Source organism: Streptomyces sp. NPDC050211 (assembly GCF_040656035.1).
In the GTDB taxonomy this organism is placed as follows: Bacteria; Actinomycetota; Actinomycetes; order Streptomycetales; family Streptomycetaceae; genus Streptomyces.
This window is the reverse complement of sequence record NZ_JBFALC010000011.1, coordinates 161189-186260: the sequence shown is the minus strand read 5'-3', so window position 1 is coordinate 186260 and position 25072 is coordinate 161189. Positions and strand designations below refer to the sequence as shown.

At 69.5% G+C, this 25072-nt stretch carries 29 protein-coding genes and 1 tRNA gene; 10 read left to right on the top strand and 20 right to left on the bottom strand.

Annotated elements, in window-relative coordinates; all coding sequences use genetic code 11:
- Positions 1-33 precede the first annotated feature (33 nt).
- The 3 genes from AB0I98_RS14835 to AB0I98_RS14825 form a co-directional block, all read right to left on the bottom strand.
- Positions 34-480 carry a hypothetical protein gene (locus AB0I98_RS14835; protein ID WP_362940625.1) on the bottom strand — a complete coding sequence of 149 codons (447 nt, stop codon included), beginning with the start codon at positions 478-480 and terminating at the stop codon, positions 34-36.
- Positions 481-715: 235 nt separating this feature from the next.
- On the bottom strand, positions 716-1852 hold the full coding sequence (gene ugpC, locus AB0I98_RS14830; protein ID WP_362940622.1) for a sn-glycerol-3-phosphate ABC transporter ATP-binding protein UgpC: 1137 nt from the start codon (positions 1850-1852) through the stop codon (positions 716-718).
- A gap of 110 nt (positions 1853-1962) precedes the next feature.
- Positions 1963-2397, bottom strand: a complete 435-nt coding sequence (locus tag AB0I98_RS14825) for a metalloregulator ArsR/SmtB family transcription factor (RefSeq protein ID WP_362940619.1) — start codon at positions 2395-2397, stop codon at positions 1963-1965.
- A gap of 134 nt (positions 2398-2531) precedes the next feature.
- Here AB0I98_RS14825 and AB0I98_RS14820 point away from each other — a divergent pair, with 134 nt between their 5' ends.
- On the top strand, positions 2532-4508 hold the full coding sequence (locus AB0I98_RS14820; protein ID WP_362940616.1) for a heavy metal translocating P-type ATPase: 1977 nt from the start codon (positions 2532-2534) through the stop codon (positions 4506-4508).
- Here the strand turns inward: AB0I98_RS14820 and AB0I98_RS14815 are convergent.
- The 6 genes from AB0I98_RS14815 to AB0I98_RS14790 form a co-directional block, all read right to left on the bottom strand.
- A complete protein-coding gene (locus tag AB0I98_RS14815) occupies positions 4444-5778 on the bottom strand; it encodes a wax ester/triacylglycerol synthase domain-containing protein (RefSeq protein WP_362940613.1) in 1335 nt (444 codons plus the stop codon). The two genes, AB0I98_RS14820 and AB0I98_RS14815, sit on opposite strands and share 65 nt — an antisense overlap.
- Before the next feature lie 55 nt (positions 5779-5833).
- Positions 5834-7042, bottom strand: a complete 1209-nt coding sequence (locus tag AB0I98_RS14810) for a beta-ketoacyl-[acyl-carrier-protein] synthase family protein (RefSeq protein WP_362940610.1) — start codon at positions 7040-7042, stop codon at positions 5834-5836.
- A complete protein-coding gene (locus tag AB0I98_RS14805) occupies positions 7039-7317 on the bottom strand; it encodes an acyl carrier protein (protein WP_210577809.1) in 279 nt (92 codons plus the stop codon). Before AB0I98_RS14805 ends, AB0I98_RS14810 begins: the two co-directional genes overlap by 4 nt.
- 23 nt (positions 7318-7340) lie before the next feature.
- Positions 7341-8582, bottom strand: a complete 1242-nt coding sequence (locus AB0I98_RS14800; RefSeq protein ID WP_362940607.1) for a wax ester/triacylglycerol synthase domain-containing protein — start codon at positions 8580-8582, stop codon at positions 7341-7343.
- Between the two features lie 91 nt (positions 8583-8673).
- Complete coding sequence (locus AB0I98_RS14795) at positions 8674-8946, bottom strand: hypothetical protein (RefSeq protein WP_301981997.1); 273 nt, start codon at positions 8944-8946, stop codon at positions 8674-8676.
- A 62-nt stretch (positions 8947-9008) separates the two neighbouring features.
- On the bottom strand, positions 9009-9764 hold the full coding sequence (locus AB0I98_RS14790; RefSeq protein WP_362940604.1) for a hypothetical protein: 756 nt from the start codon (positions 9762-9764) through the stop codon (positions 9009-9011).
- Positions 9765-10177: 413 nt separating this feature from the next.
- Here AB0I98_RS14790 and AB0I98_RS14785 point away from each other — a divergent pair, with 413 nt between their 5' ends.
- The 3 genes from AB0I98_RS14785 (at position 10178) to AB0I98_RS14775 (ending at position 11816) form a co-directional block, all read left to right on the top strand.
- A complete protein-coding gene (locus tag AB0I98_RS14785) occupies positions 10178-10669 on the top strand; it encodes a hypothetical protein (protein ID WP_362940602.1) in 492 nt (163 codons plus the stop codon).
- Between the two features lie 246 nt (positions 10670-10915).
- Complete coding sequence (locus AB0I98_RS14780; RefSeq protein ID WP_362940600.1) at positions 10916-11209, top strand: hypothetical protein; 294 nt, start codon at positions 10916-10918, stop codon at positions 11207-11209.
- A gap of 265 nt (positions 11210-11474) precedes the next feature.
- Entirely contained in the window at positions 11475-11816 is a 342-nt protein-coding gene (locus AB0I98_RS14775; protein WP_362940598.1) for a hypothetical protein, read from the top strand.
- Between the two features lie 87 nt (positions 11817-11903).
- On the opposite strand, the gene AB0I98_RS14770 is transcribed toward AB0I98_RS14775, so the two are convergent.
- The 4 genes from AB0I98_RS14770 to AB0I98_RS14755 all read right to left on the bottom strand — a co-directional run bounded on the left by AB0I98_RS14770 (position 11904) and on the right by AB0I98_RS14755 (position 14053).
- Positions 11904-12248: a hypothetical protein gene (locus tag AB0I98_RS14770; RefSeq protein WP_362940595.1), complete on the bottom strand. Its 345-nt coding sequence runs from the start codon at positions 12246-12248 to the stop codon at positions 11904-11906.
- 268 nt (positions 12249-12516) lie between these two features.
- Entirely contained in the window at positions 12517-12861 is a 345-nt protein-coding gene (locus tag AB0I98_RS14765) for a hypothetical protein (RefSeq protein ID WP_362940592.1), read from the bottom strand.
- Between the two features lie 323 nt (positions 12862-13184).
- On the bottom strand, positions 13185-13550 hold the full coding sequence (locus tag AB0I98_RS14760; protein WP_362940589.1) for a hypothetical protein: 366 nt from the start codon (positions 13548-13550) through the stop codon (positions 13185-13187).
- Positions 13551-13744: 194 nt separating this feature from the next.
- On the bottom strand, positions 13745-14053 hold the full coding sequence (locus tag AB0I98_RS14755) for a hypothetical protein (protein WP_155058054.1): 309 nt from the start codon (positions 14051-14053) through the stop codon (positions 13745-13747).
- A 361-nt stretch (positions 14054-14414) separates the two neighbouring features.
- Between AB0I98_RS14755 and AB0I98_RS14750 the strand changes: the two genes are divergently transcribed.
- Complete coding sequence (locus tag AB0I98_RS14750; protein ID WP_362940586.1) at positions 14415-15473, top strand: methyltransferase; 1059 nt, start codon at positions 14415-14417, stop codon at positions 15471-15473.
- Positions 15474-15495: 22 nt separating this feature from the next.
- Positions 15496-16179, top strand: coding sequence for an SDR family NAD(P)-dependent oxidoreductase (locus AB0I98_RS14745; RefSeq protein WP_362940583.1), 684 nt, complete (start codon positions 15496-15498; stop codon positions 16177-16179).
- A gap of 61 nt (positions 16180-16240) precedes the next feature.
- On the opposite strand, the gene AB0I98_RS14740 is transcribed toward AB0I98_RS14745, so the two are convergent.
- Positions 16241-17254: a methyltransferase gene (locus tag AB0I98_RS14740; protein WP_362940580.1), complete on the bottom strand. Its 1014-nt coding sequence runs from the start codon at positions 17252-17254 to the stop codon at positions 16241-16243.
- A 172-nt stretch (positions 17255-17426) separates the two neighbouring features.
- Between AB0I98_RS14740 and AB0I98_RS14735 the strand changes: the two genes are divergently transcribed.
- Positions 17427-18410 carry a helix-turn-helix domain-containing protein gene (locus AB0I98_RS14735; RefSeq protein WP_362940577.1) on the top strand — a complete coding sequence of 328 codons (984 nt, stop codon included), beginning with the start codon at positions 17427-17429 and terminating at the stop codon, positions 18408-18410.
- Positions 18411-18511: 101 nt separating this feature from the next.
- Entirely contained in the window at positions 18512-19141 is a 630-nt protein-coding gene (locus AB0I98_RS14730; protein ID WP_362940574.1) for a proteophosphoglycan 5, read from the top strand.
- A gap of 42 nt (positions 19142-19183) precedes the next feature.
- On the opposite strand, the gene AB0I98_RS14725 is transcribed toward AB0I98_RS14730, so the two are convergent.
- From AB0I98_RS14725 to AB0I98_RS14710, 4 genes are all read right to left on the bottom strand, one after another.
- Entirely contained in the window at positions 19184-19711 is a 528-nt protein-coding gene (locus tag AB0I98_RS14725; protein WP_362940571.1) for a hypothetical protein, read from the bottom strand.
- 53 nt (positions 19712-19764) lie between these two features.
- A complete protein-coding gene (locus AB0I98_RS14720; RefSeq protein WP_362940568.1) occupies positions 19765-20253 on the bottom strand; it encodes a peptidoglycan-binding domain-containing protein in 489 nt (162 codons plus the stop codon).
- Between the two features lie 335 nt (positions 20254-20588).
- Positions 20589-20665: transfer RNA gene (locus AB0I98_RS14715), tRNA-Thr, on the bottom strand.
- Positions 20666-20755: 90 nt separating this feature from the next.
- A complete protein-coding gene (locus tag AB0I98_RS14710) occupies positions 20756-21409 on the bottom strand; it encodes a peroxiredoxin-like family protein (RefSeq protein ID WP_362940565.1) in 654 nt (217 codons plus the stop codon).
- A gap of 120 nt (positions 21410-21529) precedes the next feature.
- Between AB0I98_RS14710 and AB0I98_RS14705 the strand changes: the two genes are divergently transcribed.
- Positions 21530-22126 (top strand): TetR/AcrR family transcriptional regulator, encoded by a 597-nt coding sequence (locus AB0I98_RS14705; protein ID WP_362940562.1) that lies wholly within the window; start codon positions 21530-21532, stop codon positions 22124-22126.
- Here the strand turns inward: AB0I98_RS14705 and AB0I98_RS14700 are convergent.
- Positions 22123-22596: a GNAT family N-acetyltransferase gene (locus AB0I98_RS14700; protein ID WP_362940559.1), complete on the bottom strand. Its 474-nt coding sequence runs from the start codon at positions 22594-22596 to the stop codon at positions 22123-22125. The two genes, AB0I98_RS14705 and AB0I98_RS14700, sit on opposite strands and share 4 nt — an antisense overlap.
- 9 nt (positions 22597-22605) lie before the next feature.
- Positions 22606-23493, bottom strand: a complete 888-nt coding sequence (locus AB0I98_RS14695) for an aminoglycoside phosphotransferase family protein (RefSeq protein WP_362940556.1) — start codon at positions 23491-23493, stop codon at positions 22606-22608.
- A 54-nt stretch (positions 23494-23547) separates the two neighbouring features.
- On the opposite strand from AB0I98_RS14695, the gene AB0I98_RS14690 reads away from it, so the two are divergent.
- Positions 23548-24951 carry an FAD-dependent oxidoreductase gene (locus AB0I98_RS14690; protein ID WP_362940553.1) on the top strand — a complete coding sequence of 468 codons (1404 nt, stop codon included), beginning with the start codon at positions 23548-23550 and terminating at the stop codon, positions 24949-24951.
- Positions 24952-25072 lie beyond the last annotated feature (121 nt).

Here is a 25072-nt window from a genome sequence, read left to right as displayed (position 1 = left end):
CCGCCGGCCGCTTCTGGCGGCAACCACTGACTCTCAGCTGTGCGCGCCCGCGACCCCCGAGGCGAACGAGGTGTCGCAGACCGGGCGGGAGAAGGACTGGGCCCGGTTCGCGCCGTAGACGCGGACCGCGGCGCGGCCGAGTTCGCGGGCGAGGGAGGCGCAGTGCTTGGCCAGCGACGGGCGCTCGTTGACCGCCTGTTGGAGGTGGGTGAGCGCGATGCCCGGATCCTTCTCCTGGAGTTCGGTCAGGAGCTGCCGGCGCAGCACGTCCTGAGGGGCGCGCTTCTTGGCGGGCGCGGCCAAGTCCTCGGAGGACGCGGTGAGCACCGAGCTCGAGGAGGTCCCCGACCAGTTGACTCGGGTGACCGCGAGGGTCCCGGAGAGAACCAGGACGACGGGCAGGACGAGGGCGAGGGAGCGGCCGATCCGGCGGGCGGGGCCCCGGCCGCGTCGCGTCTGTTGGGTAGTGGAGTGCTTCACGCGAGTGAGGGTAGCGTCCGGTAATGATTTGGCGACATTCAGTCACCGGTTCGGGGGATAGAGAACCGCCTGGAATCGGGTACGGCGTTGACGTACGGCGCTCGAAATGACCGGTCTGCCGGGGTATTTGTCGACAACGAGAAGGGCCCCGCAGCGCTCTGCGGGGCCCTCTTCGTCAACCTGGGTGAATTACCCGGGGTTGTACTTCCTGTCCTCGGTGCGAGGCGTCAGTGCGTCAGTCGGTGAGACGCTCGCCCGTGGAGGTCGAGAACACGTGGGTCTCGCCCGGCCGCGGCACGACGTGCAGCGTGGCGCCCTTCTCCGGCACCGCACGCCCGCTGACGCGGACGACCAGGTCCTTCAGGACGTCGTCGACCTTGGCGCTGCCGTAGACGTAGCCGTCGGCGCCCAGCTCCTCGACGACGTTCACGGAGACGGCGAGGCCCGCCGGGGCGTCCTCGGAGTCCTTCGTCAGGGACGCCGCGGCGCCGCCGTTCTGCTCGACGATGTCGAAGTGCTCGGGGCGGACACCCACGGTCACGGTGGTGTCACCCTTGTCGGCGGCGGCGCGGAGCGCCTCGCGGTTGACGGGCACCACGCTGTTGCCGAACTTCACACCGCCGTCGGTGATCGGGACCTCGACCAGGTTCATGGCGGGGGAGCCGATGAAGCCGGCGACGAAGAGGTTGGCCGGGCGGTCGTACATGTTGCGCGGCGAGTCGACCTGCTGGAGCAGACCGTCCTTGAGCACGGCGACCCGGTCGCCCATCGTCATGGCCTCGACCTGGTCGTGGGTGACGTAGACGGTGGTGATGCCGAGACGGCGCTGCAGCGACGCGATCTGCGTACGCGTGGAGACGCGGAGCTTGGCGTCGAGGTTCGACAGCGGCTCGTCCATGAGGAACACCTGGGGCTCACGCACGATGGCGCGACCCATGGCGACACGCTGGCGCTGACCACCGGAGAGGGCCTTCGGCTTGCGCGCCAGGTAGTCGGTGAGGTCGAGGATCTTCGCCGCGTCCTCGACCTTCTGGCGGATCTCCGCCTTGTTGACGCCCGCGATCTTGAGCGCGAAGCCCATGTTGTCGGCGACCGTCATGTGCGGGTAGAGCGCGTAGTTCTGGAACACCATGGCGATGTCCCGGTCCTTCGGCGGCAGGTGGGTGACGTCGCGGTCGCCGATGCGGATGGCGCCGGAGTTGACGTCCTCGAGCCCCGCGAGCATCCGGAGCGACGTGGACTTGCCGCAGCCGGAGGGACCGACGAGGACGAGGAATTCGCCGTCCCCGACCTCGATGTCCAGACCATCGACGGCGGGCTTCTCGGTGCCCGGGTAGATCCGGGTCGCCTTTTCGAACGAGACAGTGGCCATGGTGAATGGGCCCCCTTCTACCGGCAGGAACGTGCCGGACGATCCGTTGTAGGAAGGTGGTGCCACTACGGGTGGTTCCGTTGTGGTGTAGTCCACATAAGTGAACTGGGTCAGGACGGTACCTGGCGTTCACCTGGTCTGTCAGTACCTGGACCGGTGTGAACTTCGCCGAAATTTTCGAGGACCCCCGTCGGAGCGTCCCGCAGCCCCAGCCGCAGATGCTCCACGTGATAGAGGGCTTGGTCGAGCAATTCGGCTACGTGGTTGTCGTAGAGGGCGTAGATCACGGAACGGCCTCGCCGCTCACCCGTCACCAGCCCCAGGTTGCGCAGCAGCCGCAGCTGATGCGAGCAGGCGGACTGTTCCATGCCGACGGCGTCCGCGAGCTCGGTGGCCGCGCACGGGCCCTCCTGGAGCCGGGCCAGGATCCGCAGGCGTGAGGGGGTGGCGAGGGCCTGCAGCGTGGTGGCGACGTCTGCGGCGCCCACGGCTTCGAGGCGTTCCCGTGACGTGGCAGAGGTCTTGGCGTCCGTTCCGTGGCCCATGGCCCTCATCCTACGGACGCCCATCCATGAACGTATGAATGAGTCTTCATCTAATCCTGTACGGTGAAACCAGCGGCGCCGGACTCACGGCTGTCCGCCCACTCGTCATGCCCTCGTGAAGGACACCCGCGCCCATGCCCTCCACCCTCACCCAGCCGACGGCGGACCGGACCGCGCCGACGCGGCCGCAGGAAGCCATCCGCCGCCGCACCCGCGTCCTCGCCCTCCCCGAGGCCCGCTGGGCCGCCGCGGCCACCGCCTTGTTCCTGCTCGCGCTGCCGCTCCAGCTGGCCGGCGCCCCCGCCTGGACCTGGGGCCCGCTCTATGCCATGTCATATATCACTGGCGGCTGGGAGCCGGGCTGGGAAGGCCTCAAGGCCCTCAAGGACAAGACCCTCGACGTCGACCTGCTGATGATCGTCGCCGCCCTCGGCGCCGCCTCCATCGGCCAGGTCATGGACGGCGCCCTGCTCATCGTCATCTTCGCCACCTCGGGCGCCCTGGAGGCCCTGGCCACCGCCCGCACCGCCGACTCGGTCCGCGGCCTGCTCGACCTGGCCCCCGCCACCGCGACCCGCCTCACCGCCGACGGCGGCGAACAGACCGTCGCCGTGGAGGAGTTGACGGTCGGCGACATCGTCCTCGTACGCCCCGGCGAACGCGTCGGCGCCGACGGCCGTGTGCTCGACGGAGCCAGCGAGGTCGACCAGGCGACCATTACCGGCGAACCGCTGCCGGTCGCCAAGGAGCCCGGCGACGAGGTCTTCGCGGGCACCCTCAACGGCACGGGTGCCTTGCGTGTCCGCGTCGAGCGGGACGCCTCGGACTCCGTGATCGCCCGGATCGTCCGGATGGTCGAGGAGGCCTCCGAGACCAAGGCCCCCACCCAGCTGTTCATCGAGAAGGTCGAACAGCGCTACTCGGTCGGCATGGTCGCCGTCACCCTCGCCGTCTTCCTCGTCCCGCTCGCCCTCGGCGCCGCACTCACCGGCTCACTGCTGCGGGCGATGACCTTCATGATCGTCGCTTCGCCGTGCGCGATTGTTCTTTCCACCATGCCGCCGCTGCTGTCCGCGATCGCCAACGCCGGACGCCACGGCGTCCTGGTCAAGTCGGCGGTGGTGATGGAACGCCTGGGCCAGGTCGACACCGTCGCCCTCGACAAGACGGGCACCCTGACGGAGGGCACCCCGCGCGTCACGGACGTAACCCCGCTGCCGGGCTCCGGCCTCGACGAATCCGCCCTGCTCACCCTGGCCGCGGCCGCCGAGCACCCCAGCGAACACCCGCTGGCCCGCGCCATCGTGGCCGCGGCCCGCGAACGCGGTCTTACGCTGCCGGAGACCGAGGACTTCGACTCCACACCGGGCGTCGGGGTGACCGCCGGGGTCGACGGCCGCATCGTCGCCGTGGGCGCCCCCGCACGCCTGCTGGACGACACCGATGACACGGCCGCCCTGGTCGCACGGCTGGAGGACGAGGGCCGTACGGCGGTCCTGGTGACGGTCGACGGCACCCCGGCCGGGGTCTTGGGCATCGCCGACCGCCTGCGCCCGAACGCGGCGGCCACGATCACCTCCCTCGCGGCCCTCACCGGAACCAAGCCCGTGCTGCTCACCGGCGACAACCCGCGCGCCGCCGCCCAGCTGGCCGCCGAGGTCGGCATCGACGACGTACGCGCCGGGCTGCTCCCGCAGCACAAGGTCGCCGCGGTGAAGGAGCTGGAGGCCGCGGGCCGCAAGGTGATGGTGGTGGGCGACGGCGTCAACGACGCCCCCGCTCTCGCCGCCGCCCACTCCGGCGTCGCGATGGGGCGCGCGGGTTCGGATCTCGCGCTGGAGACGGCGGACGCGGTGATCGTCCGCGACGAACTCACCACGGTGCCCGCGGTGATCGCCCTCTCGCGGCGGGCGCGGCAGCTGGTGGTGCAGAACCTGGTCGTCGCCGGAGTGTTCATCGCGGCGCTGGTGACCTGGGACCTGGCGGGGACCCTGCCGCTGCCGCTCGGTGTGCTCGGGCACGAGGGGTCGACCGTGCTGGTCGGCCTCAACGGTCTGCGGCTGCTGCGGGAGGCTGCGTGGCAGCGGGCGGAGCGTGAGTCGGGGCGCTGAGCCGCGGCTCCGTACGACGCGCGGCGGGGGCGCCGGACGCCGCCACCGCTTTCAGCTCCTGGGCCACGGCGGCGCCGATCATCTCGGCGTCACCGGCCCGCAGATGGCTGACGACGGTCAGGGTGTAGGCGTCGGCGGTGTGGACGAGGCAGAGGTTCGCCGTGCCCGGCGGGGAGAGCTGCGGCAGCGGAACGATGCGGGCCAGGGGACGGCCGTACAACTGACTGGGGCTGTCCCGCCACTTGAACGCGGTGCACAGGCTGGTGGTGATCTCGGGGCGCGCAAGGCGCTTGGCCATCACCTCGGCCAGCCACGGCACGGTCCGCGCGGAGGCCTGCAGTGCGGGCAGGATCGCGCGGTGGGCGTCGCAGCGGTGATGCAGCGCGGCGACCAGGTCCTGGCACGCCTGCAGACGGTCCACCGGGGAGGCGATGTCGACGGGCAGCGGGATGCGCAGCACGGTGACGCCGTTGCCGAGTTGCCCTGCGCTGTGCCGGGTCCGCAGGTCGACCGGCACCGTGGCGTACAGGGGGGTCGGTCCCTTGGGCCAGGACCGCAGGGGCCCGTAGCAGGCGCGGAGGGCGCCGGCGTAGGCGCTCAGAAGCAGCTCGTTGAGCGTCGCTCCGCGCCCGCCGGACGGCTGGCGGCGGGCCGTGCGCATGGTCTGCGGGTCGAGGCCGACCATGGCCACCGACGGCCGCATGCCGTCGGCGGGCGCAGGCGGAAGGGGCTGGCTGGGAACCCCGATGCGGTGCAACTCCCGGAACACGGTGGCCGCTTTGATGCGCGGGCGCCCCGCTGCCGCGGCCGGTCCGAGCGCGGACGGCGGTGCGGCGTCGTCCATCAGCATCCGGAAGAGCGTCTCCAGCGATCTGCCGTCCAGCAGCGCGTGATGGGCGAGCAGCACGATGGCGTGCTCGCCCGCCGGGGTGGCGTGCGGGACCACCAGCAGCCGCCACAGGGGCCGTTCGGGCGGCAGCGGGTGCCCGACGCCGACCGTCAGCAGGGAGTCCAGGTCCTGGTCCGTGGCGGTGATGTGCGCGGCGGGATCGAAGGGCCGGGCGGCCGACCACCGGTGGCCCGACAGCGCCGCCGGCCCGGCGGGAGGCTGCAGCACCTGGCTCATCCGGTCCAGTTCGCCCCATCGCTCGCGGACTCGGGACCGCACCTGCTCCAGGTCGAACGGCGTTCCGGGGAACACCGCGGCGATGCCGATCGTCCCCGGCAGCCCATTGCGGAGGTGCCCCTCGTCGAAGGCCGACAGCCTCATGTTCCACAGCCTCTTTCCTTGGTGGTGCAGCTGCCCGGGCCCCCGCCTCGGTTGATCAACCGTCGGGTGAGTCGAACACGGCACAGGCGTTGTGGCCGCCGAACGCGAAACTGCTGCTGATCACCGGGCCGTCCGGGATCTTGCGTGGCTCGGCCGTGACCACGTCCAGTTCGCATCGGGGGTCCAGCCGCGTGAGATGGGCGGTCGGCGGCGCGAGCCCTTCACGCACCGACCAGGCCGCGATCACGGCCTCCACCGCTCCCGCCGCCCCCAGCGCATGCCCGGTCACCGCCTTGGGGGCGGTCACGGGCACCCCGCCGGGGCCGAACAGGGCGGTGATGGCCTGCGCCTCCGCGAGGTCGTTCAACTGGGTACCGGTGCCATGCGCGTTGACATGGGTGACGGCGTCGGCCGTCGTGCCCGCGTCGGCGAGCGCCTGCTCCATGCACGCCCGGGCACCGGCGCCGTCGGGATGCGGTGCCGTGAGGTGGTAGGCGTCGGAGGTGCGCCCGTACCCGGTGAGCGTGGCGTAGATCCGGGCACCCCGCACGCGGGCGAGGTCCAGCCGTTCCAGCACCAGGAAAGCCGCCCCTTCGGCCAGGACGAAGCCCCGCCGCTCCTCGTCGAACGGCCGTGACGCGGACGCGGGTTCCTCGCACTCGGTGACCATCGCGCCGGACCGCCCGAAGGCCAGCGCGGTCGTAGGAGTCAGCGGAGCTTCATGTCCCCCCGCCACCACCACGTCCGCGCCCCCCGCCCGGATCATCTGCAGCGCCTCACCCACCGCATGCGTCCCGGAGGCACACGCGGTGGAGACCGTCAGACTGGGGCCGGTGATACCGAGCTTGGCGCTGACCCAGTACGCCCCCGCGTTGTGCATCAGCCGCGACGCGTACAGCACATCGGGCCGCCCGATGCCGTTCTCCTGACTGATCACCCCGCCGTAGCCGGTCCCGGTGACCACCGCCCGCCGCCCGGCCGGCACATGCAGTCCTCCGGCATCCTCCACGGCGTCCACGGCGGCACACACCGCCAACTGCACCGAACGGTCCGCCCGCCGCACCTCCTTGGGCGTCAGCTGCCCGCTCGGGTCGAAGTCGCTCATCGGACCCGCCGGATATACGACGGCTCCCTCGTCGTCGAAGGCATGCAGCGAGATCGCCGAACGGCACTCCACCAGACTCGCCCACAGCGCGGCCGGAGTAGCTCCGGCCGCGCAGCGAACCCCCAGGCCCGTGACGGCGACGGCGTGGCGGGGCGTCACCGGGCGGCGAGGGGGCCGTGGCCGGCGTGGGTGCGCAGCCTCACGATGAGGTCGGCGACATCACCCACGGTGGACACCCCGGAGGTGTCGGTTCCCCGCAGGGACACCCCGAACTCGTCCTCCGACGCCGCCTGCAGCTCGGTGATGTCCAGACTGTCGGCGCCCAGATCGGCCACGAGCCGGGCCTGCGGCACGACCGCCTCCACCGGCACCGACATCACCCGCGCGCACAGCGGTCGCAGCGCTTCCCATACGTCCACGTGTTCCACGTCCATGCAGCGTCTCCGTTTCCTGGTGCTCACAGTGATGGCGTCGAGGTACGAGCCCATGTCTCAAACTCCGTGACGACCGCGTCGGCGAGCCGACTCGCGTCGTCCGGGCGCAGGTTGCACACCACGGTCAGCGTGACCGCGTCCCCTGCCTGGGCCAGGGCGAAGCTGGCGGTGCCCGGGTGGTGCAGGGGCGGCAGCCCCACCGTGCGCACGAGCGCGTGGCCCTGGAACGTGCTCGATCCGCCGGGCCACTTGACGGCCGTGGTCGCGGTCGCCGCGAAGCAGGAGTGGCGACCACGCTTGGTGAGAAGTCGGGTCACCCAAGGACCGGTCCGCCGCGCCGCTTCCGCCGCGGGAAACAGCACCGAGGCGTGCACGGAGGCCCGCGCGGGAACCGCGGCCAGCGCGGCCTGCCCCGCCCGCAGCCGCGCCACGGGCTCGTCCACATCGACGGGCAACGGCACCCGAATCACCGTGAGGGCATTGCCCAGTTCGCCCGGATCGGCCCGGCTGCGCAGATCACACGGCACGGCCGTGTACACGGGTTCATCCCGCTGCCGCCACCGCCGTACCGGACCGTACTGATCCCGCATCGCCCCGGCCACCGCGCCCACCAGCAGCTCGTTCAGCGTCGATCCCCGCCCGTCGGCAGGCTGCCGGCGGGCGGCCCGGACCGTGTGCGCCGACAGCTCACTCACCGCGACCGAGGAGTACGTCCGCCCCGGCGACGGCATCGGCAGGGCCTGCCCCGCGGCCGTCATCGCCCTGAGTTCCCGGCCCACCGCTCGCAGCCCGGCACGCGACAGCGGCGCCGGCCGGGCAGCCGCCCGCACCGCTCCGGGGCCGTCCATCAACGCACGCATCAACGTGGCCAGCGAGCGCCCGTCCAGCAGCACATGCTGCGCCACGAGCGCCAGGGCGAAACCGCCGTACGCCGCGTCCGGGACCACGTACAGCCGCCAGGGCGGCACCCCGCCGGCGAGCGGCCGGTCCACGCTCTGCGCCCACAGGTCGTCCACCTTGTGCCGGGCCAGGACGACATGCACGTCGGGGTCGAACGGCCCCGGTACGACCCACCGCGCGCGCCCGCCGCCGCTTTCCGGACGGTCGAGCACACAGTTCATCCGCTCCAGATGTGCCCACCGCTCGGTGACGCGCGCCCGCACCTGCGCCACATCGGGCTGCTCACCGGCGAAGACCGCCGCCAGGCCGACAACTCCCGGACACCCGTTGAACAGCAGCATCTCGTCGGCACAGGACAGTCTCATGCGATAGGTCGCCATACCCTTCCTCGTCCAACGCCCGCACCGTGACGGTGCGGGCGTTGGACTGCGAGGCCGATCGCCTCGAACCGTCTGCTCAGAACGCTTCGCTGTTGCAGCCCATGTCCGAACCGAGGTCGGTGGGCTGCGCACCCGGGTTCCCCTCGCCGTTGAGCGCGTTGCCCAGCGCACCGTTGATGGCGCCGATGCTGCCGAGGATGTCGATGTTCATGTCGTGCGAGCGGCATTCGATGCTCTGGTTGACGTCGAAGTCGTTGCCCGGCCCGTGGGCGACGGCAGGGCTGACGCCGAAGGAGCCGACACTGCCGAGGACGGCACCCACGAGAGCGGCCTTCTGAAGCTTGCGCATTTCTTCTCCGTTGAACGAGCGGATGAACTGAACGAGCGGAATGACGAACTGCGGTGACGCGATCAGCCGAGTCGGGGCAGACCCAACTGACCCACGGGCGGCGCCGCTACCTGACCGAGGCCGAGCCCGGGCACCTGCGGTGTGCCGCCGGTCGGCGCGATCAGCGGGTTGATGAGCGGGTTCACCTCAGGGTTGAACTGCGGGTTCACCTGCGGGGCGACGCGCGGCGCGGGCTCCGGCTCGAAGACCTGCGGTACGTCGAGCTGCGGGGCGACCTTCGGAGTGACCTGCGGCGCCGTCTGCGGGGAGACCTGCGGTACGACCTCCGGCTGCTGGGCGGGGGCGTGGTGCGAGCCGTGCGGTGAGCTGGAGGCCTGCGCGTTGCCGGTCGACGTGGCGACGGCGGAGGCCTGACCGCTGTGGTGCGGGGCTGGGGCGGGCGCCGGAGGTGCGTAGTGGGGCGCCGGCTGGGCGTAGGACTGCGGACCGCTGACCTCCGCCGTGCCCTGCGAACGGGCCACCGCCGAGGCCTGCGGAGGGGGCGCCTGGTACTGGGGGGCGGGCGCGGGTGCGTAGTACTGCGGCGGCGGCGCCTGGTACTGGGGGGCGGGTGCCGGTGCGTAGTACTGCGGCGGCGGCGCCTGATATTGGGGCGCGGGCGCCGGGGCGTAGTACTGAGGTGCCGGGTAGTACGGGGGAGGAGGCGCCGCGCTGACACCGCCGTACCCGGGAGAGTCGGCATGGCTGACGCCGGCGCCGATGGCGGACAGACCGCCGGCCGTTGCTACGACGAGCGCGGCCTTGTGAAGCTTGCGCATGGAACCCCTCGGCCCTTCATTACCTGTACAGGGAAAATCCGTTGTATTCAGTGCAGTCTTGCGTGCGATCAGTCTGATGTTCGTGCTGCGCCCTAACAGGGGTAACTCCTGGGCTGTCATGTGGACTTCACGCCGGAGCCGACAGCCGATCCCAATTGCCCTCCCTGATTCATGATCGCTGCCCTCTCTCAGCTGGCAACGAAATTTCCCCCGGCCTGGTCACGGGGTGAGAAACACCGTCACTCATTTGCCAACGGTCGGATTATCGGTTCTGTTTTTTGGTCGCAGCAAATGGGTGACCACACCCCGACTCACGTGACTGGCGCCGCACTTGGCTCGTTCCAGCAACAGCCGCACTGGTCATCAGCAACGCAATACGTTCCGTGCACAGGTCAATGAAGGGCCGAGGTTTCATGCGCAAGCTTCAGCAAGTCGCGCTCGTCGTCGCAGCAGCCGGAGGTCTGTCCACCGTCGGTGCCGGCCCCAGCTACTCCGCCCCTGTGGCGTACAACGGTGCGCCGCCGCCGGTTTCGCAGCAGGACGCCCAGGCCACCTCGATGACCTCCGCGCAGGCCACGTCGCAGAACTCCGGCTCGTCGGCCCCGCGGCGGATGGCTCTCCCGACGCGGGGCGCCGACGTCAGCCCGCAGGTCAACCCCCAGTTCAACCCGAAGCTCAGCCCGAACATCTCCCCGCAGGCGGCCCCGCACACGGGCCCGGGGCAGGGTGAGGTCGGCCAGACCAACCTCTTCCGCCCGTCCCAGGAGTGCAGCCCGCAGTCCCTGCTCAACGCTGCTGTCCCGGTCGCCGTACTCGCCGCCGCCGAGAACCGCGGCATCGACTGCGGTCAGACCAACAGCCAGGCAAACTCCCTCGCCCACGCCCGCGCCACCACCACGCGCTAGGGCGGCACGGGCGGCCGTCCGCCTGAGCAGACCGAACGTCAGCTGATCGACCCGCAACGGGCCCTTCGAGGATCACCTCGTCAAGGGCCCGTTCGTATCTGATGCGGCGTCAGGGTGCTTCCGTCACGCGATCGGTAAACCCGGCGCGTCGCCGGACATACCGGGATACTTCGTATTAACCTCCCGTAACTGTACGAAGTCGATCTTTTACAGATCGAACCCACACCTCACTCCACCGGAGATGACATGCACAAGCTTCGCAAGGCCGCCGTTGTGGTCGTCGCCCTCGGCAGCGTCGGCATCCTGGGCGCCGGCACCGCCAGCGCCAACGGTCAAGACGGTCACGGCGGCAAGGACGGGGGCAAGTTCAGCGTCCTGCAGAGCTCCAACTGCAAGTCGCACGACCTGAACCTCGACGTCCTCGGCCAGGTCGGCGTCCTCAACGGCCTGCTGGGCAACGCGCTCAACGGCGAGGGCAACTCGGGTGGTCAGGACACCCACCTGGGCTCGTCCATGGGCTGCAACAACAGCGCGTTCTAATCGCGCGACGGTCGCACAGGCGGCCGACGGCCGGAAAACAGGCCCCGGCACCGAGCTCAGGCTCGGTGCCGGGGCCTTTTGCATGGCGCACTGATATTGCTATTTAATATTGAGTAAAGGGAATTCACTGGCATCGGCCAAGGTGGTGAGAATTCCCTGAATTCGGCGTGCCGCCGAGTGTGCCAAAATTCTTCCTATTACCCTCTGTAACCGTACGAAGCCGATCTGTTACAGATCGCACCACTTCACTCCATCGGAGATGAACATGCACAAGCTCCGCAAGGCCGCCGTCCTGGTCGCCGCTCTCGGCAGCGTCGGGCTCCTGGGTGCCGGTACCGCCTACGCCGACGGCGGTCCGGGCGGCTGGAGTTCGGGCGATCGGGGCCACCACGGCAGCCACCACGAAGGCCGCAAGAGCAGCCCGACCCTCAACGTCGCGCAGAGCACGACCTGCAAGTCGCACGACGCCAACGTCAGCGTCCTCGGCCAGGTCGGCATCCTCGACGGTGCGGCCGGCAACCTGCTGAACGGTGAGGGCAACCCGGGCGCGCAGGAGACCGGCCTGGGCTCGTCCATGGGCTGCAACAACACCTTCGGTGGCAAGTAAGGCACCAAGGGCGGTAAGGGCTGATCCCTTCCCCTGAAAAATGCCGGACCGGGAGAACATCCCGGTCCGGCATTTTTCGATCGCCTCTCAGAAATCGAATTTAGGCAGCTTGAACCCCTTGGGCAACGGCACATTGTTGGAGCACTCCACGACCGGTCCGACCCTCGTGGTCCCGCTGTTCCCCACCCCGTGCTGGGGGAACACCAGGCGCGGCCGTTCGACCGTCGAGCAGTCGTGCTTCTGCTGGACGACAGTGCCGTCCTTGCCCTTGTGGAGGGTCTCGCTCTTGCGAACGCACGTGATGTCACCCTGGGCGGAGGTCTTGCAATCATTCGAGGGCACCGCGGCGTACACCTGCCCGGCGCCGCCGTAGATCACGGCGAGGGTTCCGACGAGCCCCGAGATGGTGGCGATCTTCTGTCGACCGATCATGTGCTGCGTTCCTTTGCGGATCCGAAATGCCAGAGCCATCGCCCGGCGCGATGTCAGCTGCGTCCGGCGATGGCATTGCCGCAGCCCGGCCGCGCACCCTGGTGGGTCTGCCGCGCGTCCGGGCTGCCTTCACATCGTGTGATGTGCATAAAGTGTTCCGATGAAATTCGATGCGCCTGCCGTGACGCTCCGAGGCGATATGCCCCGCCGCTGTCATGACGACAATCGCAGTGCCCTGAAATTCGCGCATCGAACTCCCGGCGCTTCTTTACTTGGCGATGTAGGGAGCGGAGTACTCGCCGAAGCCCTCCGGCGCGGCGTACTGGGGAGCGTACGGAGCGGCCTGGGGGGCGGCCTGCGGAGCGGCCTGCGGGGCAGGCTGAGGAGCGGCCTGGGGAGCGGCCTGAGGCGCGGCAGCCCGGTGCGGAGCGGAGTGCTTTCCGTACGGAGCGCCCCACGTGGCCACGGCGTTGGCCTGCGAGGTCGCCACCGCGGTGATGTCCGGTCCGTCCCAGCCGCCCTCGTGGGCGGAGGCCGTGCCGGCGCCGGCACCGAAGGCGGACAGCCCTGCGACCGCTGCGGCTACGACCGCAACGCGCTGAAACTTGCGCATTGAATTGACCCTTTCTTTCCGGGGCGTGAAGCCCTGGCTTGACTACTTAGTGTGAGCATATACACGCTAACCGTAGCAATTTGGGATCTATTGCCCTTCTGTGTGTCGTGTCGGCTCATGCCGAGGCACCCCTTTCCTCCGCCTATTGCCATGGGCTTGGAGAGGGGTGAGAGAGCCGGCGTCGTTGTGGCAACGACGGTTCCCCGAGGGGGAGTTACGGCCAGTGGGGCGCGGTCACCCGTTTGCCGAAACGGCGGATGGCCGGACCAGGTCGACCTGGTCCGGCCATCCGCCGTAGGGGAGTTGAGGAGGCTGACGGGGGGTCAGCCGCCCAGCAGGCGTTGCAGCGCCGTGCGGTTGTCGCTGCTGGTGTCGACGGCCGGCGCCTCGGACGTCGGGCCGGCACAGGTGATGTGCGGCCCGATCCGCGTCTGCCCGTTGTTCAGCAGGCCGGGAGCGGGCAGGGTCAGGGGTTCCGTCGGCTGGCAGTTCACGCTCCGGCGGACGGTGAACCCGTCACCCTCGGGCGTCTGGCCCACGATCCGCTGGGTGCAGACGATGCTGCCCTCGGCGTCGAGTGTGCAGACGCCCGGGCCGCCTGCCGCGGATGCGTGGGTGACGCCGACGAAGGTCATGGCGAGGCCGCCGAGAATCCCCGAGACGGCCGCGATCTTCTTTCCGTTGAACATGTGTTGCGTCTCCTTGGTGAGGGGTGCCCCGGGCGTCGTGCGCCGCGAACCGGCCGCGCCGGGTCCTGGGGTGTCGGAGAGGCGGACCCCGGCGTCCGGCCGATGTCCGGGACGCTGGGGTCCAATTCGCTTACGAAGTGAAGGGCCGGCCTGCTGAAGGCGCTGGTGCTTCGGGGCCCGTGAAGGCGTCGACCTCAGTCGGTGAAGGCGTTGTTGAACTGGCCGCAGGTGGTGTCGAAGGTCTCGGCGAGACCGAGCAGGCCGATCGGGAGGTCGCCCTCGGCCACCGTCTGCGGGCTGCACTCCTGGTACGGCCGGTAGAGGTCGGTGACGGACACCTGCGCCCGGGTGGGGGCCTGCTTGTGGGACACGTGCGGCCGGTCGGACTTGTGGCCGTGCCCGCCACCGTCGGCGTAGGCGGCAGTGGCGCCCGCACCGGCACCGACGGCGGTCAGGCTGCCGGCCGCGGCCGCGACGATCATGACCTGCTGAAGCTTGCGCATGGAACCCTCGGTCTTTCACTACATGTACGTCGAGGCTGATTGCCTACTGTGACTGAACGAACACTAGCAGTAGCGATCTAAGCTATTCCACACCGGTGATATCCCGTGTCCCGTCGGGGATATGAGGGTGTGTGAGGGATCTTGTTCTGCGGCGGCGTCGGCTCAATAGGGGCTGACGCGGGCTTAATTGACGAAGGTCTGAAGATCGGCCTGCCGGGCTCGCGGCGATTCAATGCGTGAGCTCCCAGAGCCGTAAGGCACGGAAATCCCATCGATGTGTCGCTCATTTGCAAGCGCCCCCACACCAACCCGAACAAAATTGCAGGCCTCTGCGAGACGAGAGGCCTGAGGTACGACTTCCATGACCGACCTGACCACGACACGCGCAACGGACGAGGCCGCCGGCGACCCGGCGGCGGATGTCGCGAGCCTGATGCAGATGATCGCCGGCGGCGCGATCCTCCAGACACTGCACGCGGTTGCCGAACTGAACATCGCCGACCACGTTGCCGATGGAGCACGCACGGCAAAGGAGGTGGCCGAACGCGAGGGCAGCCATGAGCGATCCACCTTCCGTCTGATGCGTGCCGCCGCTTCGCTGGGAGTGCTCAGCTACGAAGGGTCGGGGCGCTTCGGCCTGACCGGGCGGGGGCAATTCCTGCGTACGGGCGTGCCGGGCTCCCTGCGTTCCTTGGTGTTGATTCAGGCCGGGGAGTCGCACTGGCAGCCCTGGAGCCTGTTCCCCGAGGCGGTGCGGCAGGGCGCGAGCCAGGCGAAGAAGGCGTTGGGCGCGGACGTCTTCGACTACTACGCGCGGCCCGAGAAGGCCGACAAGGCCAAGCTGTTCGCCGATTCCATGCGCGACCTGGCCGGCATGGTGACGCAGGGCATTCTGGCCGAGGCCGACACCGAGGGCCTGTCCACCGCGGTCGACGTTGGTGGCGGCGACGGACACCTCGTACTGGCACTCATGGAGGCCAATCCCGCTCTGCACGGCCAGGTACTCGACCTGCCGCACGCCATCGAGGATGCGAGCCGGCAGGCCGAACGGCGGGGCCTGTCCGACCGTTTCTCCGGTGTGCCGGGCGACTTCTTCGTTGAGGTGCCCGGCGCGGATCTCTATCTCCTGAAGACCGTGCTCCACGACTGGGACGACGATCGCTGTACGACGATCCTGCGCAACTGCCGTTCTGCGGCGGGCGAAGGCGGGCGCGCCCTGGTCGTGGAAATGCTCGTCGACCAGGAGATCGGCAAGCCCGACTTCGCCACGATCGCGGACGTGACCATGCTCTGTGTCACGGGCGGCATCGAGCGAGACCTGGATGAGTTCGACACGCTATTCGCGGCCACTTGCTGGCACCGCGGAAGGACCTACCCCGTCGGCGGCGGCTACTTCGCCATGGAACTCGAGGCCATCTGACCAGGGGGTTCAGGAGAATGCCATGTCAATAATTCTCATCACCGGCGCCAATCGGGGAATTGGCTACGAGACGGCCCGAGCCCTCATCGCCGAGGGGCACACCGTGTGGATGGGCTGTCGGGACAAGGCCCGAGGGGAGCGCGCCGCCGGCGAGCTGGGCGGGCGATTCGTACGGCTCGACGTCACCGATGACGCCTCTGCCCGAGCTGCCGCCGCGACCATCGGCCGACTCGACGTCCTGGTCAACAACGCGGGCGTGCTGGAACCGCCGACGCACATCGGAGACCTCACGTCCGACCTCGTGCACCAGGTTTTCGACACCAATGTCTTCGGAGTCGTACGCGTCACGACGGCCTTTCTGCCTCTCCTGGCGGAGTCGGCGCGGCCGGCGGTGGTCAACGTGACCAGCAGCATTGGCTCGTTGGCCAAATCGGCCGATCCGGACGACGAGTTCACCGCCTACCCGCAGGATGTGTACCGCGCTTCCAAGGCGGCCCTCAACATGTTCACCGTGCAGTACGCCAAGGCGTACCCGGCTATGCGGATCAATTGCGTCGACCCGGGTCTGACCGCGACCGACATGATGGGTGGGCAGGTGGGGCAGCCGGCGGCCCAGGCAGCCGCGATCGTCGCCAGGGTCGCTCTTCTTGGCCCGGACGGGCCGACCGGACAGTTTCTCGGTGCCGACGGGGTCGTCCCGTGGTGACGCGCTGACCGTCTGGCGATACGGCAGCCAGGGCGCCCGTGCGCCCTGGCTGCGCTCGCGCTCAGCTGACCGTCGCCTCGATGATCGAGTAGGGAGTCGACGTCGGTACGACCCTGTCGATGCTGATGCCGGCGGCGTTCAGCAGCGACTCGTACTCCGCCCGGGTGCGTTCCTTCCCGGAGCCCATGGCGAGCATGGTGAGGTCGATCGTCTTGGCCACGTGCGGCTCGTCGCCGTCCGGCATCACAGCCTCGACGATCAGCACCCGAGCACCCGGCCCACCCGCCTTGGCCGCTGACTGGAGCAGGCTGACGGAGGCGGCGTCGTCCCAGTCGTGAAGGATGTAGCTGAGCACGTAGATGTCCGCGGCGGGCACGCTGTCGAAGAAGTCACCGGCGACGACCTCGACCCGGCCGTCGAGCCCTCGGGCGGCGATGTTGGACCGCGCCGCCGGCGTCATCGCGGGGAGGTCGAAGACGATCCCCCGGCGGTGGGGCAGATCCTTGATGAGTTCGACCAGGACGGTGCCGTCGGCTCCGCCGAGGTCGGCGATGAGCTCACCGGCGGGCAGTGCGTAGTCGTCGAACATACTGGTGCGGAAGCCGTTGGTGACCGAGGCCATCGCATCGCTGAACTGCCGCGTTCGGTCCGGGTCTTCGGTCAGCCAGTCGAAGAAGGGCTTGCCGAGGTAGTGGTCCGCGGCGGGCTCGCCCGTTCTGAGCGTGTGGAGCAGATCGCTGAAGGGCGCGTAGTGGGTCTCCATCCACATGAGCGCCACCGCGTGCACCGAATCGGCGGCGTTGCGGGACAGCGTCGCGCCTATGGGTGTCAGGGACACTCGGTCGCCGTCGAGGACGAACAACCCCATCGAGGCGAGCGTGCGCAGCAGTCGGCGCAGGGGCTCGGCCTTCGCGCCGGATTTCTCCGCCAGTTCGCTCACCGTGAGCGGGCCCCCGGCCTCGTCCAGCATCGTTGCCAGGTCCAGCTTGGCCACGACATAGACGGCCTGGGAGACCTGAAAGCCTCCCGTCATCTGCAACATGACGTCTGTCGGCTTCGGCGTCGGCGGGTTCATCAGCACTCTCCTCTTTGTCCTCATTTTGTGCGAAGCACCCGGAACCGCCCTGGGTTTGCTCCTCCCGCCGAAGCTTAGGAAGGTCGCCGCGGCGCGACCTTGAACCACAGCGGCATCAGAACGGAACATCCGCGCCACGAGACAACGTTGTCGGAGCGCAGGGAGGCAGACGATGAACAACGCCGCACCGGAGGCGAAGGGGTCGCGCGGGGCGTTCTTACTGGATTCCACCAGCGCGGGCGTCGGGTCGCGCGGGTTCGACGCCTTACGGCACGTATGGGAGACGCAGATCGGCGATGTCTTCCAACTGCCGAGCTTCAGTCCGGCCACGATTGGTGACCTCCGGGTCAAGGGCCGCGCCGCCAAGGTGCACGACGTGGCCATCGCCGATGTCCGCAGCGTGTCAGCCCTCGCGGGCACCCCGGGTGACGATCACGACGCGGTGGTGATGCACGTGGTGCGGCGCGGCACATGGACGTTGGACGACCCGCCTGATCGCGGCGAACACACGGTGTCGGCCGGGCAGTTTCGCCTTCGCCACTTCGTACGGCCCTATGCATTCGAGACGGCGCCGCACACGACGACGAAGATCCTCGCTCTGCCCGCCGCAAGGCTCAGCCCCGTGCTCGGGAACCGGATCATCACCGGCCCGGCGGACTCGGCCGAGGTGCGCCTGCTGGTGGCCCACACGAACATGGTCCACGCGACCATCGACGAACTCGGCCCGGCCGGTGTGCACGCCGCTCACAGCACTCTGATCGAGCTGGCCAAGGCGGTGGTGCAGGGCCAGTTCGACGACGTGGAACCCCGACTGGCTCCCGCGCTCGCCCAGGCCGCGAAGGACCTCGCCAACATCCATCTCGCCGATCCCGAACTGTCTCCGGCGATGCTGGCTCGTCAACTCAACGTCTCCGTACGTACCTTGCAGCGGGCGTTCGCCGCGACGGGAGAGTCCGTGGCCGCCTACATCCGCGGGCGGCGGCTGGAAGAAGCCCGCCTCGCCCTCACCGCCCCGTCCGGACGGCGGCCGAGTGTCTCCGAACTCGCCGCCCACTGGCACTTCGCCGACAGCAGCCACTTCATCCGCGCCTTCAAGAAGCGGTACGGCCAGACACCCGCCGATTACGCGGCCTCGACCAGGCCGGCCGAAGGCTGACCTGGCAGTGGACCGGGGGTGACTGTCAGAGGTGCGCGCTTGAATGGGCGGCGCCGAAACGTCGCCGGGACGACGGCAGACTCGGAGAGGCGGACTCCACCATGGGACTTGTGACGCTCGACCTGCCCGCGCCGGCACGGATGCGGGGCCGCTGGGCGGCATTCGCCGCGGTGTGCGCGGCTCGAGGGTGGGGATCCGGGTGCTACGCGCGCGGCTCCGTCTGGCACTTCGACGACGGCGGCGGCAACTGGGTGGACCTGCACCACGTCGGCGAGGGCCGTGCGGTCATGCTGGGCAACGACCATGAGTATTCGGATACGTACTACGGCCCCGCGGCGGAGTATTTCGGCGAGGACGAGACCGACCTGCTCGCCGGGGCGCCCGACTGGTGGCGGCCGGTGGTGTCCCAGGTGATGGCGTCGGACGAGTACGTGGGCTTTGTGTACGGCTTCGACGGCGCCCGGTGGCAGCGTGCCGAGTACGACCTAGCGGACGGCTTCCTCAGCGTCGGCCTGCCCGCCCTGAATGCCGACCGCATCCACAAGAGCGTCGTCTCGCACACCCGGGGAGCGCCGGGACTCGGCGGGGCGGAGCCTCCTGCGGACGCCATCGACGCACTCATCGCAGCAGACGGCGACGTGACGGAAGCGCAGGTGACGGCCGTGATCGGGAAGGGCGGCTGGGACGCCGCGGCGGGGGCGGCGGCCGCCCGGGAGTTCCTGGCTGCCTGAGCGTGACGCCGGCCCGTGCGGCGGCGCTGACGTCGCCCGTACTCAGTGCCAGTCCTCGGCGTCGTACATGTACACCACCAGAGCGCGGCCCTCGGTTCGCGATGCGGCGCGGGCCATCTCGGTCGCTGCGGCGTAGTCGTAGGCGTCCTCGGCGGCGGTCATCGTGGTCGGCGAGGTCAGGATCCGGTATCCGCAGACGCCGCGCCGCCAGTTGTCCAGGTACAGCGTCTCGCCGGCGGGCGGGTCCACCGGGTCGACGCGAGGGTCGCGGTGCAGCACCGGCCATTCCCGTACGAGGTCACCATGGCGGTGGAGGGCCACCTTCTGGGCCATCCGCAGGATCTTGTAGCCCCACGGGATGTACAGGTGCAGATCGCGGTGGCCGAACCAGGCGGGGTCGGTGAACGCCGATGTGGGCCGGTGGCCGTCGAAGAGGATGTACTGCGTTTCGGTGCGCTCGCTGTCGAAGGTCGAGACGGTCCGCCTCAGCCGGCGGGTAGGGCCAGTAGTCCATGCGCCTGATGCTGCCAGGCTCCTCTGGCGCGGGTCGCGCAGGCCGGTATCACCCACACCCACCGGTTAAACCCGCGCCGAGACGCTAATCGGAAGCCGCTCGGTAATTCTCAGACCTTCTCACAGAAGTCGAGCGCTCGATCGTTGTAATAGAGGGGCCACTTCAGCTTGTCCCGGGTCTTGGGGCCGTAGACGCCGTCGGCCGTGAGTCCGAACCGTTTCTGGAGCGACTCGACGGCCGCGACCGTGCCGGCTCCGTAAATGCCGTCGGCGCCACCGGAGTTCCTGATCTGGTTGGCGGCCCAGGTGCCGTCGTGGCACGTCAGGATGGCCTTCTGAAGAGCCTTGACCGCCGACGTGGAACCCTCGTGGTAGCCCATGTAGCAGTCGGTCCCGTTGCCCGTGCGGGCGGGTACCGGGCGATAGTTTTCGGGCCCGAGATTCGGCGGATCGTATTTGTGAACGGTATTGCAGGTGCCGTACGCGGCGTGTGCCGCCCCGGTCATGATCGGGCTGGCCGTCAGACCGCCGGCGAGGACGGCCGCCGAGGCTCCCAAGACTCCGATCCGCTTGCGGAGCTTCGTGGATACGCGTTTCACATGCAGTCCTTTTTCGTGTGTGCGAGTTCAGTTCCTGCATGCGACAGTTCGACCTGTGAGGAGGACTGTCGCAGCCCGATACGACGAGCACGGTAGCCCGGCCCGGTCACTGGGTGTGCCGGTCGTTCGCCCCACAAAAAGCGGCCGCCACACACCGGAATTCACGCAAGGCGGCGGGCTCATGGGTTGCGTCCAGGGAAGCGGCGTACGGGTACGACGCCCTGGAGGGCAACGCCCTCTGGTGAACGTAGGAGGCGTACGCGGCTACCGAAGCGACGGCCAAGGCACAGCCCGGTGGCTCTCATGGGGCTCACCGGGCTGGTTGTCCATATTCATGGAGCCCCCTGTCGGACTCGAACCGACGACCTGATCATTACAAGTGACCCGCTCTGGCCATCTGAGCTAAGGAGGCAGCGCGTACAACGATGCCGTACGCGAAGGCGGCACCACTGTACACAGAGCGCGTTTCTCCGAGCCACGCGGTTCCTGACGCGTGGCCGCGTCAGGACGCTGTGTAACGGGAGAGCGCCCCCAGGATGTCCTGCGGTTCCGCCCGCTTCTCGTAGTCCGTGTTCACGAACGCCCAGCGGATCGTGCCGGCGCGGTCGATGACGTATGTCGCGGGGAGCGGGAGGGTGCGGGCGTGGCCCGCGTTCACGCGCTGGAGGTCGAAGCCGAAGCTGTCGTAGAGGGCGGCGAGGTCGTCGGGGAGGTCGAAGGCGAGGCCGTACTGCTTGGCGACGTCCGAGCCGAGGTCGCTGAGGACGTGGAAGGCGAGGCCGTGCTTCTCGGCGAGGGAGAGGGACTCGTCGGGGATCTGCGGGGAGACGGCGACCAGCTGGGCGCCGTGTGCGGTGATGTCGGAGTGGATGCGCTGGAGGGCTCGCAGGGCGAGGTTGCAGTACGGGCACCAGGCGCCGCGGTAGAAGGTCAGGACCACCGGGCCGTCGGCCAGGAGGTCGGTCAGGGCGACCGTCCCGCCCGCTGCGGTGGGGAGGTGGAAGGCGGGGGCTCGGTCGCCCGCCGTCAGGGCGCGGTCCGCCTGGCCGGACTCGGCCAGTTCGCGGCTCCTGCGGTCCATGATCTCCAGGGCTTCGGCGGGGATGCGGGTGTGGCGGTTGAGGAAGAGCGTGCGGAGTTCGGCCTCGAGGGTCATCGGATTCCTTCTGGGTGAGGGGTGCCGCGTGCGGTATCTGGCCTCATCTTGGAACGTACGTTTCAAGATAGTCCCTCACGGCGTATCTTGGAACCGTCAGTTCAAGATGGCGGAGGAACCATGCCGGACATCAAGCACTTCGACCCGGACACGGCCCTGGAGACGGTGGTGCGGCTGTTCTGGCGGCAGGGCGTGGCCTCGACCGGCATCCAGGACGTCGTGGCGGCGACCGGGCTCAACCGCTCCAGCCTGTACGCCACGTTCGGCGGCAAGCAGGATCTCTACCGGGCCGCGCTGCGCCGGTACGTCGACACCCACTCCCGGCCGGCGTTCCGCCACCTCGCCGAGGACGGGCGAGGGCTGGCGGCCGTGTCCGACTTCTTCGACGGGCTGATCCAGGTCCGTTGCTCGGGCGAGTACGCGCGCTGGGGCTGCATGGTCGCCAACGCGCACGCCGGTGCCGAGAACGGCGACCCGGAAGTCCTCGACCTCCTCGAACGGCACCACCGGCAGCTGCGGGACGCGATGCACTCCGCCCTCGGCCAGGCCCGCACCCGCGGCGAACTCGGCCCCGACACCGACCTCGACGCCGCGGCCGACCTGCTGGCGCTGCTCGCGTACGGGGTCAATCTGCGCTCGCGGGCCGGGGCGGATCCGCGGGAGCTGAGGCGTACGGTCGGGGCGGGGATCGCCGCGATCGGGGGATCGGCCGGTTAGGCCCCCAGCTTCGTCAGGGCCTCGTCCGTCAGCCGGTACACCGTCCACTCGTCCTGAGGGCGGGCGCCCAGGGACTCGTAGAAGTCGATCGCGGGGCGGTTCCAGTTGAGGACGGACCATTCCAGGCGGCCGTAGCCGCGGGTCACGCACAGGCGGGCCAGTTCGGTGAGCAAGGCCTTGCCATGGCCGGCGCCGCGGGCGGTGGGGCGGACGTAGAGGTCTTCCAGGTAGATGCCGTGGACGCCGCGCCAGGTGGAGAAGTTGAGGAACCAGAGGGCGAAGCCCACCGGGTCGCCCGTCGTGTCGTCGGCGGCGATGTGGGCGTGGGCGGCGGGGTGGTCGCCGAACAGGGCGTCGTGGAGCTGCTCCTCGGTGGCCTTGGCCTCGTGCGGGGCCTTCTCGTACTCGGCGAGTTCGCGGATCAGGGTGTGGATGACGGGGATGTCGGCGGGGGTCGCGGGGCGAATCATGGGGCGAGGTTAACCAGGGTGGTTCCGCAGGCGCCTGGCGATTTCCAACTGCCGCTCCTCCAGCGGGCGTTCGTCCTCGATGTCCCAGAGGGTGTTCTGGAGCAGCCTGCCCAGGGTCCAGGCACGCGCGCGTGCCCGGTCCAGGCCGAGGACGTCCGTCATCGCGTCGAAGCGCCAGACGATCTCGTCGGCGGCGAAGCGGTTGTCGAGGGCGGGCCACAGTTCGAAGCCGGGGTCGCCGGACAGCGGTTTGGGGTCGATGGCGAGCCAGGGGGCGCGGGCGGAGGCGAGGACGTTCTCGTCGTGCAGGTCCCAGTGGAGGAGGCGGTCGCCGGGTTCGTTCACGACCTCGCGTACGGCGGACGCGCAGTCGGCGACCAGGCGGCGGGCCTCCGGGTCGGGGATCCGCTGGAGCGCCCAGGGGGTCTGGTCCAGCATGGCCCGGGCGATGTCGCCGAGCCGGCGCATGCCGTGCGGTGCCGGGACGGACGTCAGGTGGGCCAGCAGCCGGGCGATGATCAGTACGGCCTCGCGGGTGTCGCCGAGGTGCGACAGCATGCGGGTCTCGTCGAGGCGTTCGAGGAGCATCGTGCCGGTGGCCGGGTCGTGGTCGAGGAGCCGTACCGCCGCGTCGCCGTTCCAGATGCGCAGCGCGACCGGTTCGCCCTCGCTCTCCTCGTCGAGGAGTTGCAGCTTCAGGACGGCTGCCGTGCCGTCCGCGCGGATGACGGGCAGGACAAGGGCTGAGACACCGTGCATCGGCCGTCCGTCGACCGTCAGCTGCCAGCGGTCCAGGAAGTCGGCCGTCAGGTCCGGGAGTCCGGCGATGAAGGCGCGGCCCGCTTCCCCGTTGTACATCTGCTGTGATGCGGCGAGCTCCTGCGGAATGTCGATCACCTTGTGACCGTACTGGCGTGGGGGAATCGGCTCACGCGAATTAATGTCCTCGCCATGAGCAGCTCGGCAAGCGGTGCCACAAACGGCGGTATCTCCTTCTGGTACGCGGACGACGGACTCCCGGCGGTACGGGAGCCGCTCGCCGGTGACGCGTCGGCGGATGTCGTGATCGTCGGCGGCGGTTATACGGGACTGTGGACGGCGTACTACTTGAAGAAGGTGGCGCCGTTCCTGCGTATCACCGTCCTGGAGCAGAAGTTCTGCGGCTACGGGGCCTCGGGGCGGAACGGCGGGTGGCTCTACAACGGGATCGCGGGGCGCGACCGGTACGCGAAACTGCACGGCCACGAGGCCGCCGTACGACTGCAGCGGGCCATGAACGACACCGTGAGCGAGGTCGTCGAGGTCGCCACGGCGGAAGGGATCGACGCGGACATTCATCGCGGCGGGGTCCTCGAAGTCGCCCTCGGGCCCGCCCAGTTGGCGCGGCTGAAGGCATTCCATGAGCGCGAGATGTCGTACGGCGAGAAGGACCGCGAGCTGTACGGCGCCCGCGAGACCGCCGAGCGGATCCGGGTGATGGATGCCGTCGGGTCGAGCTGGACGCCCCATGGGGCGCGGGTGCATCCGGTCAAGCTGGTGAAGGGGCTGGCGGCGGCCGTCGAGGCGCTCGGGGTGAGCGTGTACGAGCGGACGCCGGTGACGGAGATTCGGCCGAAGCACGCGGTGACGCCGTACGGGACGGTCCGGGCGCCGTATGTGCTGCGCTGCACCGAGGGGTTCACGGCCGGGCTCAAGGGCCAGAAGAGGACCTGGCTGCCGATGAACTCGTCGATGATCGCGACCGTGCCGCTCACCGACGAGCAGTGGGCGTCGGTCGGCTGGGACGGGCGCGAGACGCTGGGCGACATGGCGCACGCCTATATGTACGCGCAGCGCACCGCCGACGGACGGATCGCGCTGGGCGGGCGTGGAGTGCCGTACCGGTTCGGATCGCGGACCGACAACGACGGGCGGACGCAGGAGACGACCATCGAGGCGCTGCGGGAGATCCTCGTGCGGTTCTTCCCGTCGCTGGCCGGAGTGCGGATCGAGCATGCCTGGTCCGGGGTGCTGGGCGTGCCGCGCGACTGGTGCGCCGGCGTCACGCTGGACCGGTCGACGGGGATCGGCTGGGCGGGCGGTTACGTCGGCTCGGGCGTCGCCACCGCGAATCTTGCCGCGCGGACACTGCGGGATCTGGTGCAGCAGGACTCCGGGCAGGGCGGGCGGACCGAGCTCACCGATCTGCCGTGGGTCGGGCACAAGGTGCGCAAGTGGGAGCCGGAGCCGTTGCGTTGGCTGGGGATGCAGGGGATGTACGCGACGTATCGGGCGGCTGATCGGCGGGAGGCGATGATGCGGAGCGGGGAGACGTCGCGGCTGGCTCGGTGGGCGGATCGGGTTGCGGGGCGGTGACCGGGCGGGGGCGTGCGGCGCGGTGACCGTGCGTGGGGGCTGGGCGGGGGTGGGTCGCGCAGCCCGGCGCTGACGGGGTGCCGCCTGCGCCCACCCTCCCCCACTCTCGGCTTCGCTCGAG

Coding starts and splice junctions, on each gene's coding strand:
- AB0I98_RS14760 (WP_362940589.1), bottom strand. CDS start 13,550: ATGTTCAACGGAAAGAAGATCGCGGCCGTCTCGGGGATTCTCGGCGGC.
- AB0I98_RS14820 (WP_362940616.1), top strand. CDS start 2,532: ATGCCCTCCACCCTCACCCAGCCGACGGCGGACCGGACCGCGCCGACG.
- AB0I98_RS14805 (WP_210577809.1), bottom strand. CDS start 7,317: ATGGACGTGGAACACGTGGACGTATGGGAAGCGCTGCGACCGCTGTGC.
- AB0I98_RS14740 (WP_362940580.1), bottom strand. CDS start 17,254: ATGAACCCGCCGACGCCGAAGCCGACAGACGTCATGTTGCAGATGACG.
- AB0I98_RS14735 (WP_362940577.1), top strand. CDS start 17,427: ATGAACAACGCCGCACCGGAGGCGAAGGGGTCGCGCGGGGCGTTCTTA.
- AB0I98_RS14825 (WP_362940619.1), bottom strand. CDS start 2,397: ATGGGCCACGGAACGGACGCCAAGACCTCTGCCACGTCACGGGAACGC.
- AB0I98_RS14815 (WP_362940613.1), bottom strand. CDS start 5,778: ATGAGGCTGTCGGCCTTCGACGAGGGGCACCTCCGCAATGGGCTGCCG.
- AB0I98_RS14730 (WP_362940574.1), top strand. CDS start 18,512: ATGGGACTTGTGACGCTCGACCTGCCCGCGCCGGCACGGATGCGGGGC.
- AB0I98_RS14705 (WP_362940562.1), top strand. CDS start 21,530: ATGCCGGACATCAAGCACTTCGACCCGGACACGGCCCTGGAGACGGTG.
- AB0I98_RS14690 (WP_362940553.1), top strand. CDS start 23,548: ATGAGCAGCTCGGCAAGCGGTGCCACAAACGGCGGTATCTCCTTCTGG.
- AB0I98_RS14710 (WP_362940565.1), bottom strand. CDS start 21,409: ATGACCCTCGAGGCCGAACTCCGCACGCTCTTCCTCAACCGCCACACC.
- AB0I98_RS14800 (WP_362940607.1), bottom strand. CDS start 8,582: ATGAGACTGTCCTGTGCCGACGAGATGCTGCTGTTCAACGGGTGTCCG.
- AB0I98_RS14745 (WP_362940583.1), top strand. CDS start 15,496: ATGTCAATAATTCTCATCACCGGCGCCAATCGGGGAATTGGCTACGAG.
- AB0I98_RS14780 (WP_362940600.1), top strand. CDS start 10,916: ATGCACAAGCTTCGCAAGGCCGCCGTTGTGGTCGTCGCCCTCGGCAGC.
- AB0I98_RS14795 (WP_301981997.1), bottom strand. CDS start 8,946: ATGCGCAAGCTTCAGAAGGCCGCTCTCGTGGGTGCCGTCCTCGGCAGT.
- AB0I98_RS14750 (WP_362940586.1), top strand. CDS start 14,415: ATGACCGACCTGACCACGACACGCGCAACGGACGAGGCCGCCGGCGAC.
- AB0I98_RS14770 (WP_362940595.1), bottom strand. CDS start 12,248: ATGATCGGTCGACAGAAGATCGCCACCATCTCGGGGCTCGTCGGAACC.
- ugpC (WP_362940622.1), bottom strand. CDS start 1,852: ATGGCCACTGTCTCGTTCGAAAAGGCGACCCGGATCTACCCGGGCACC.
- AB0I98_RS14790 (WP_362940604.1), bottom strand. CDS start 9,764: ATGCGCAAGCTTCACAAGGCCGCGCTCGTCGTAGCAACGGCCGGCGGT.
- AB0I98_RS14700 (WP_362940559.1), bottom strand. CDS start 22,596: ATGATTCGCCCCGCGACCCCCGCCGACATCCCCGTCATCCACACCCTG.
- AB0I98_RS14765 (WP_362940592.1), bottom strand. CDS start 12,861: ATGCGCAAGTTTCAGCGCGTTGCGGTCGTAGCCGCAGCGGTCGCAGGG.
- AB0I98_RS14785 (WP_362940602.1), top strand. CDS start 10,178: ATGCGCAAGCTTCAGCAAGTCGCGCTCGTCGTCGCAGCAGCCGGAGGT.
- AB0I98_RS14755 (WP_155058054.1), bottom strand. CDS start 14,053: ATGCGCAAGCTTCAGCAGGTCATGATCGTCGCGGCCGCGGCCGGCAGC.
- AB0I98_RS14775 (WP_362940598.1), top strand. CDS start 11,475: ATGCACAAGCTCCGCAAGGCCGCCGTCCTGGTCGCCGCTCTCGGCAGC.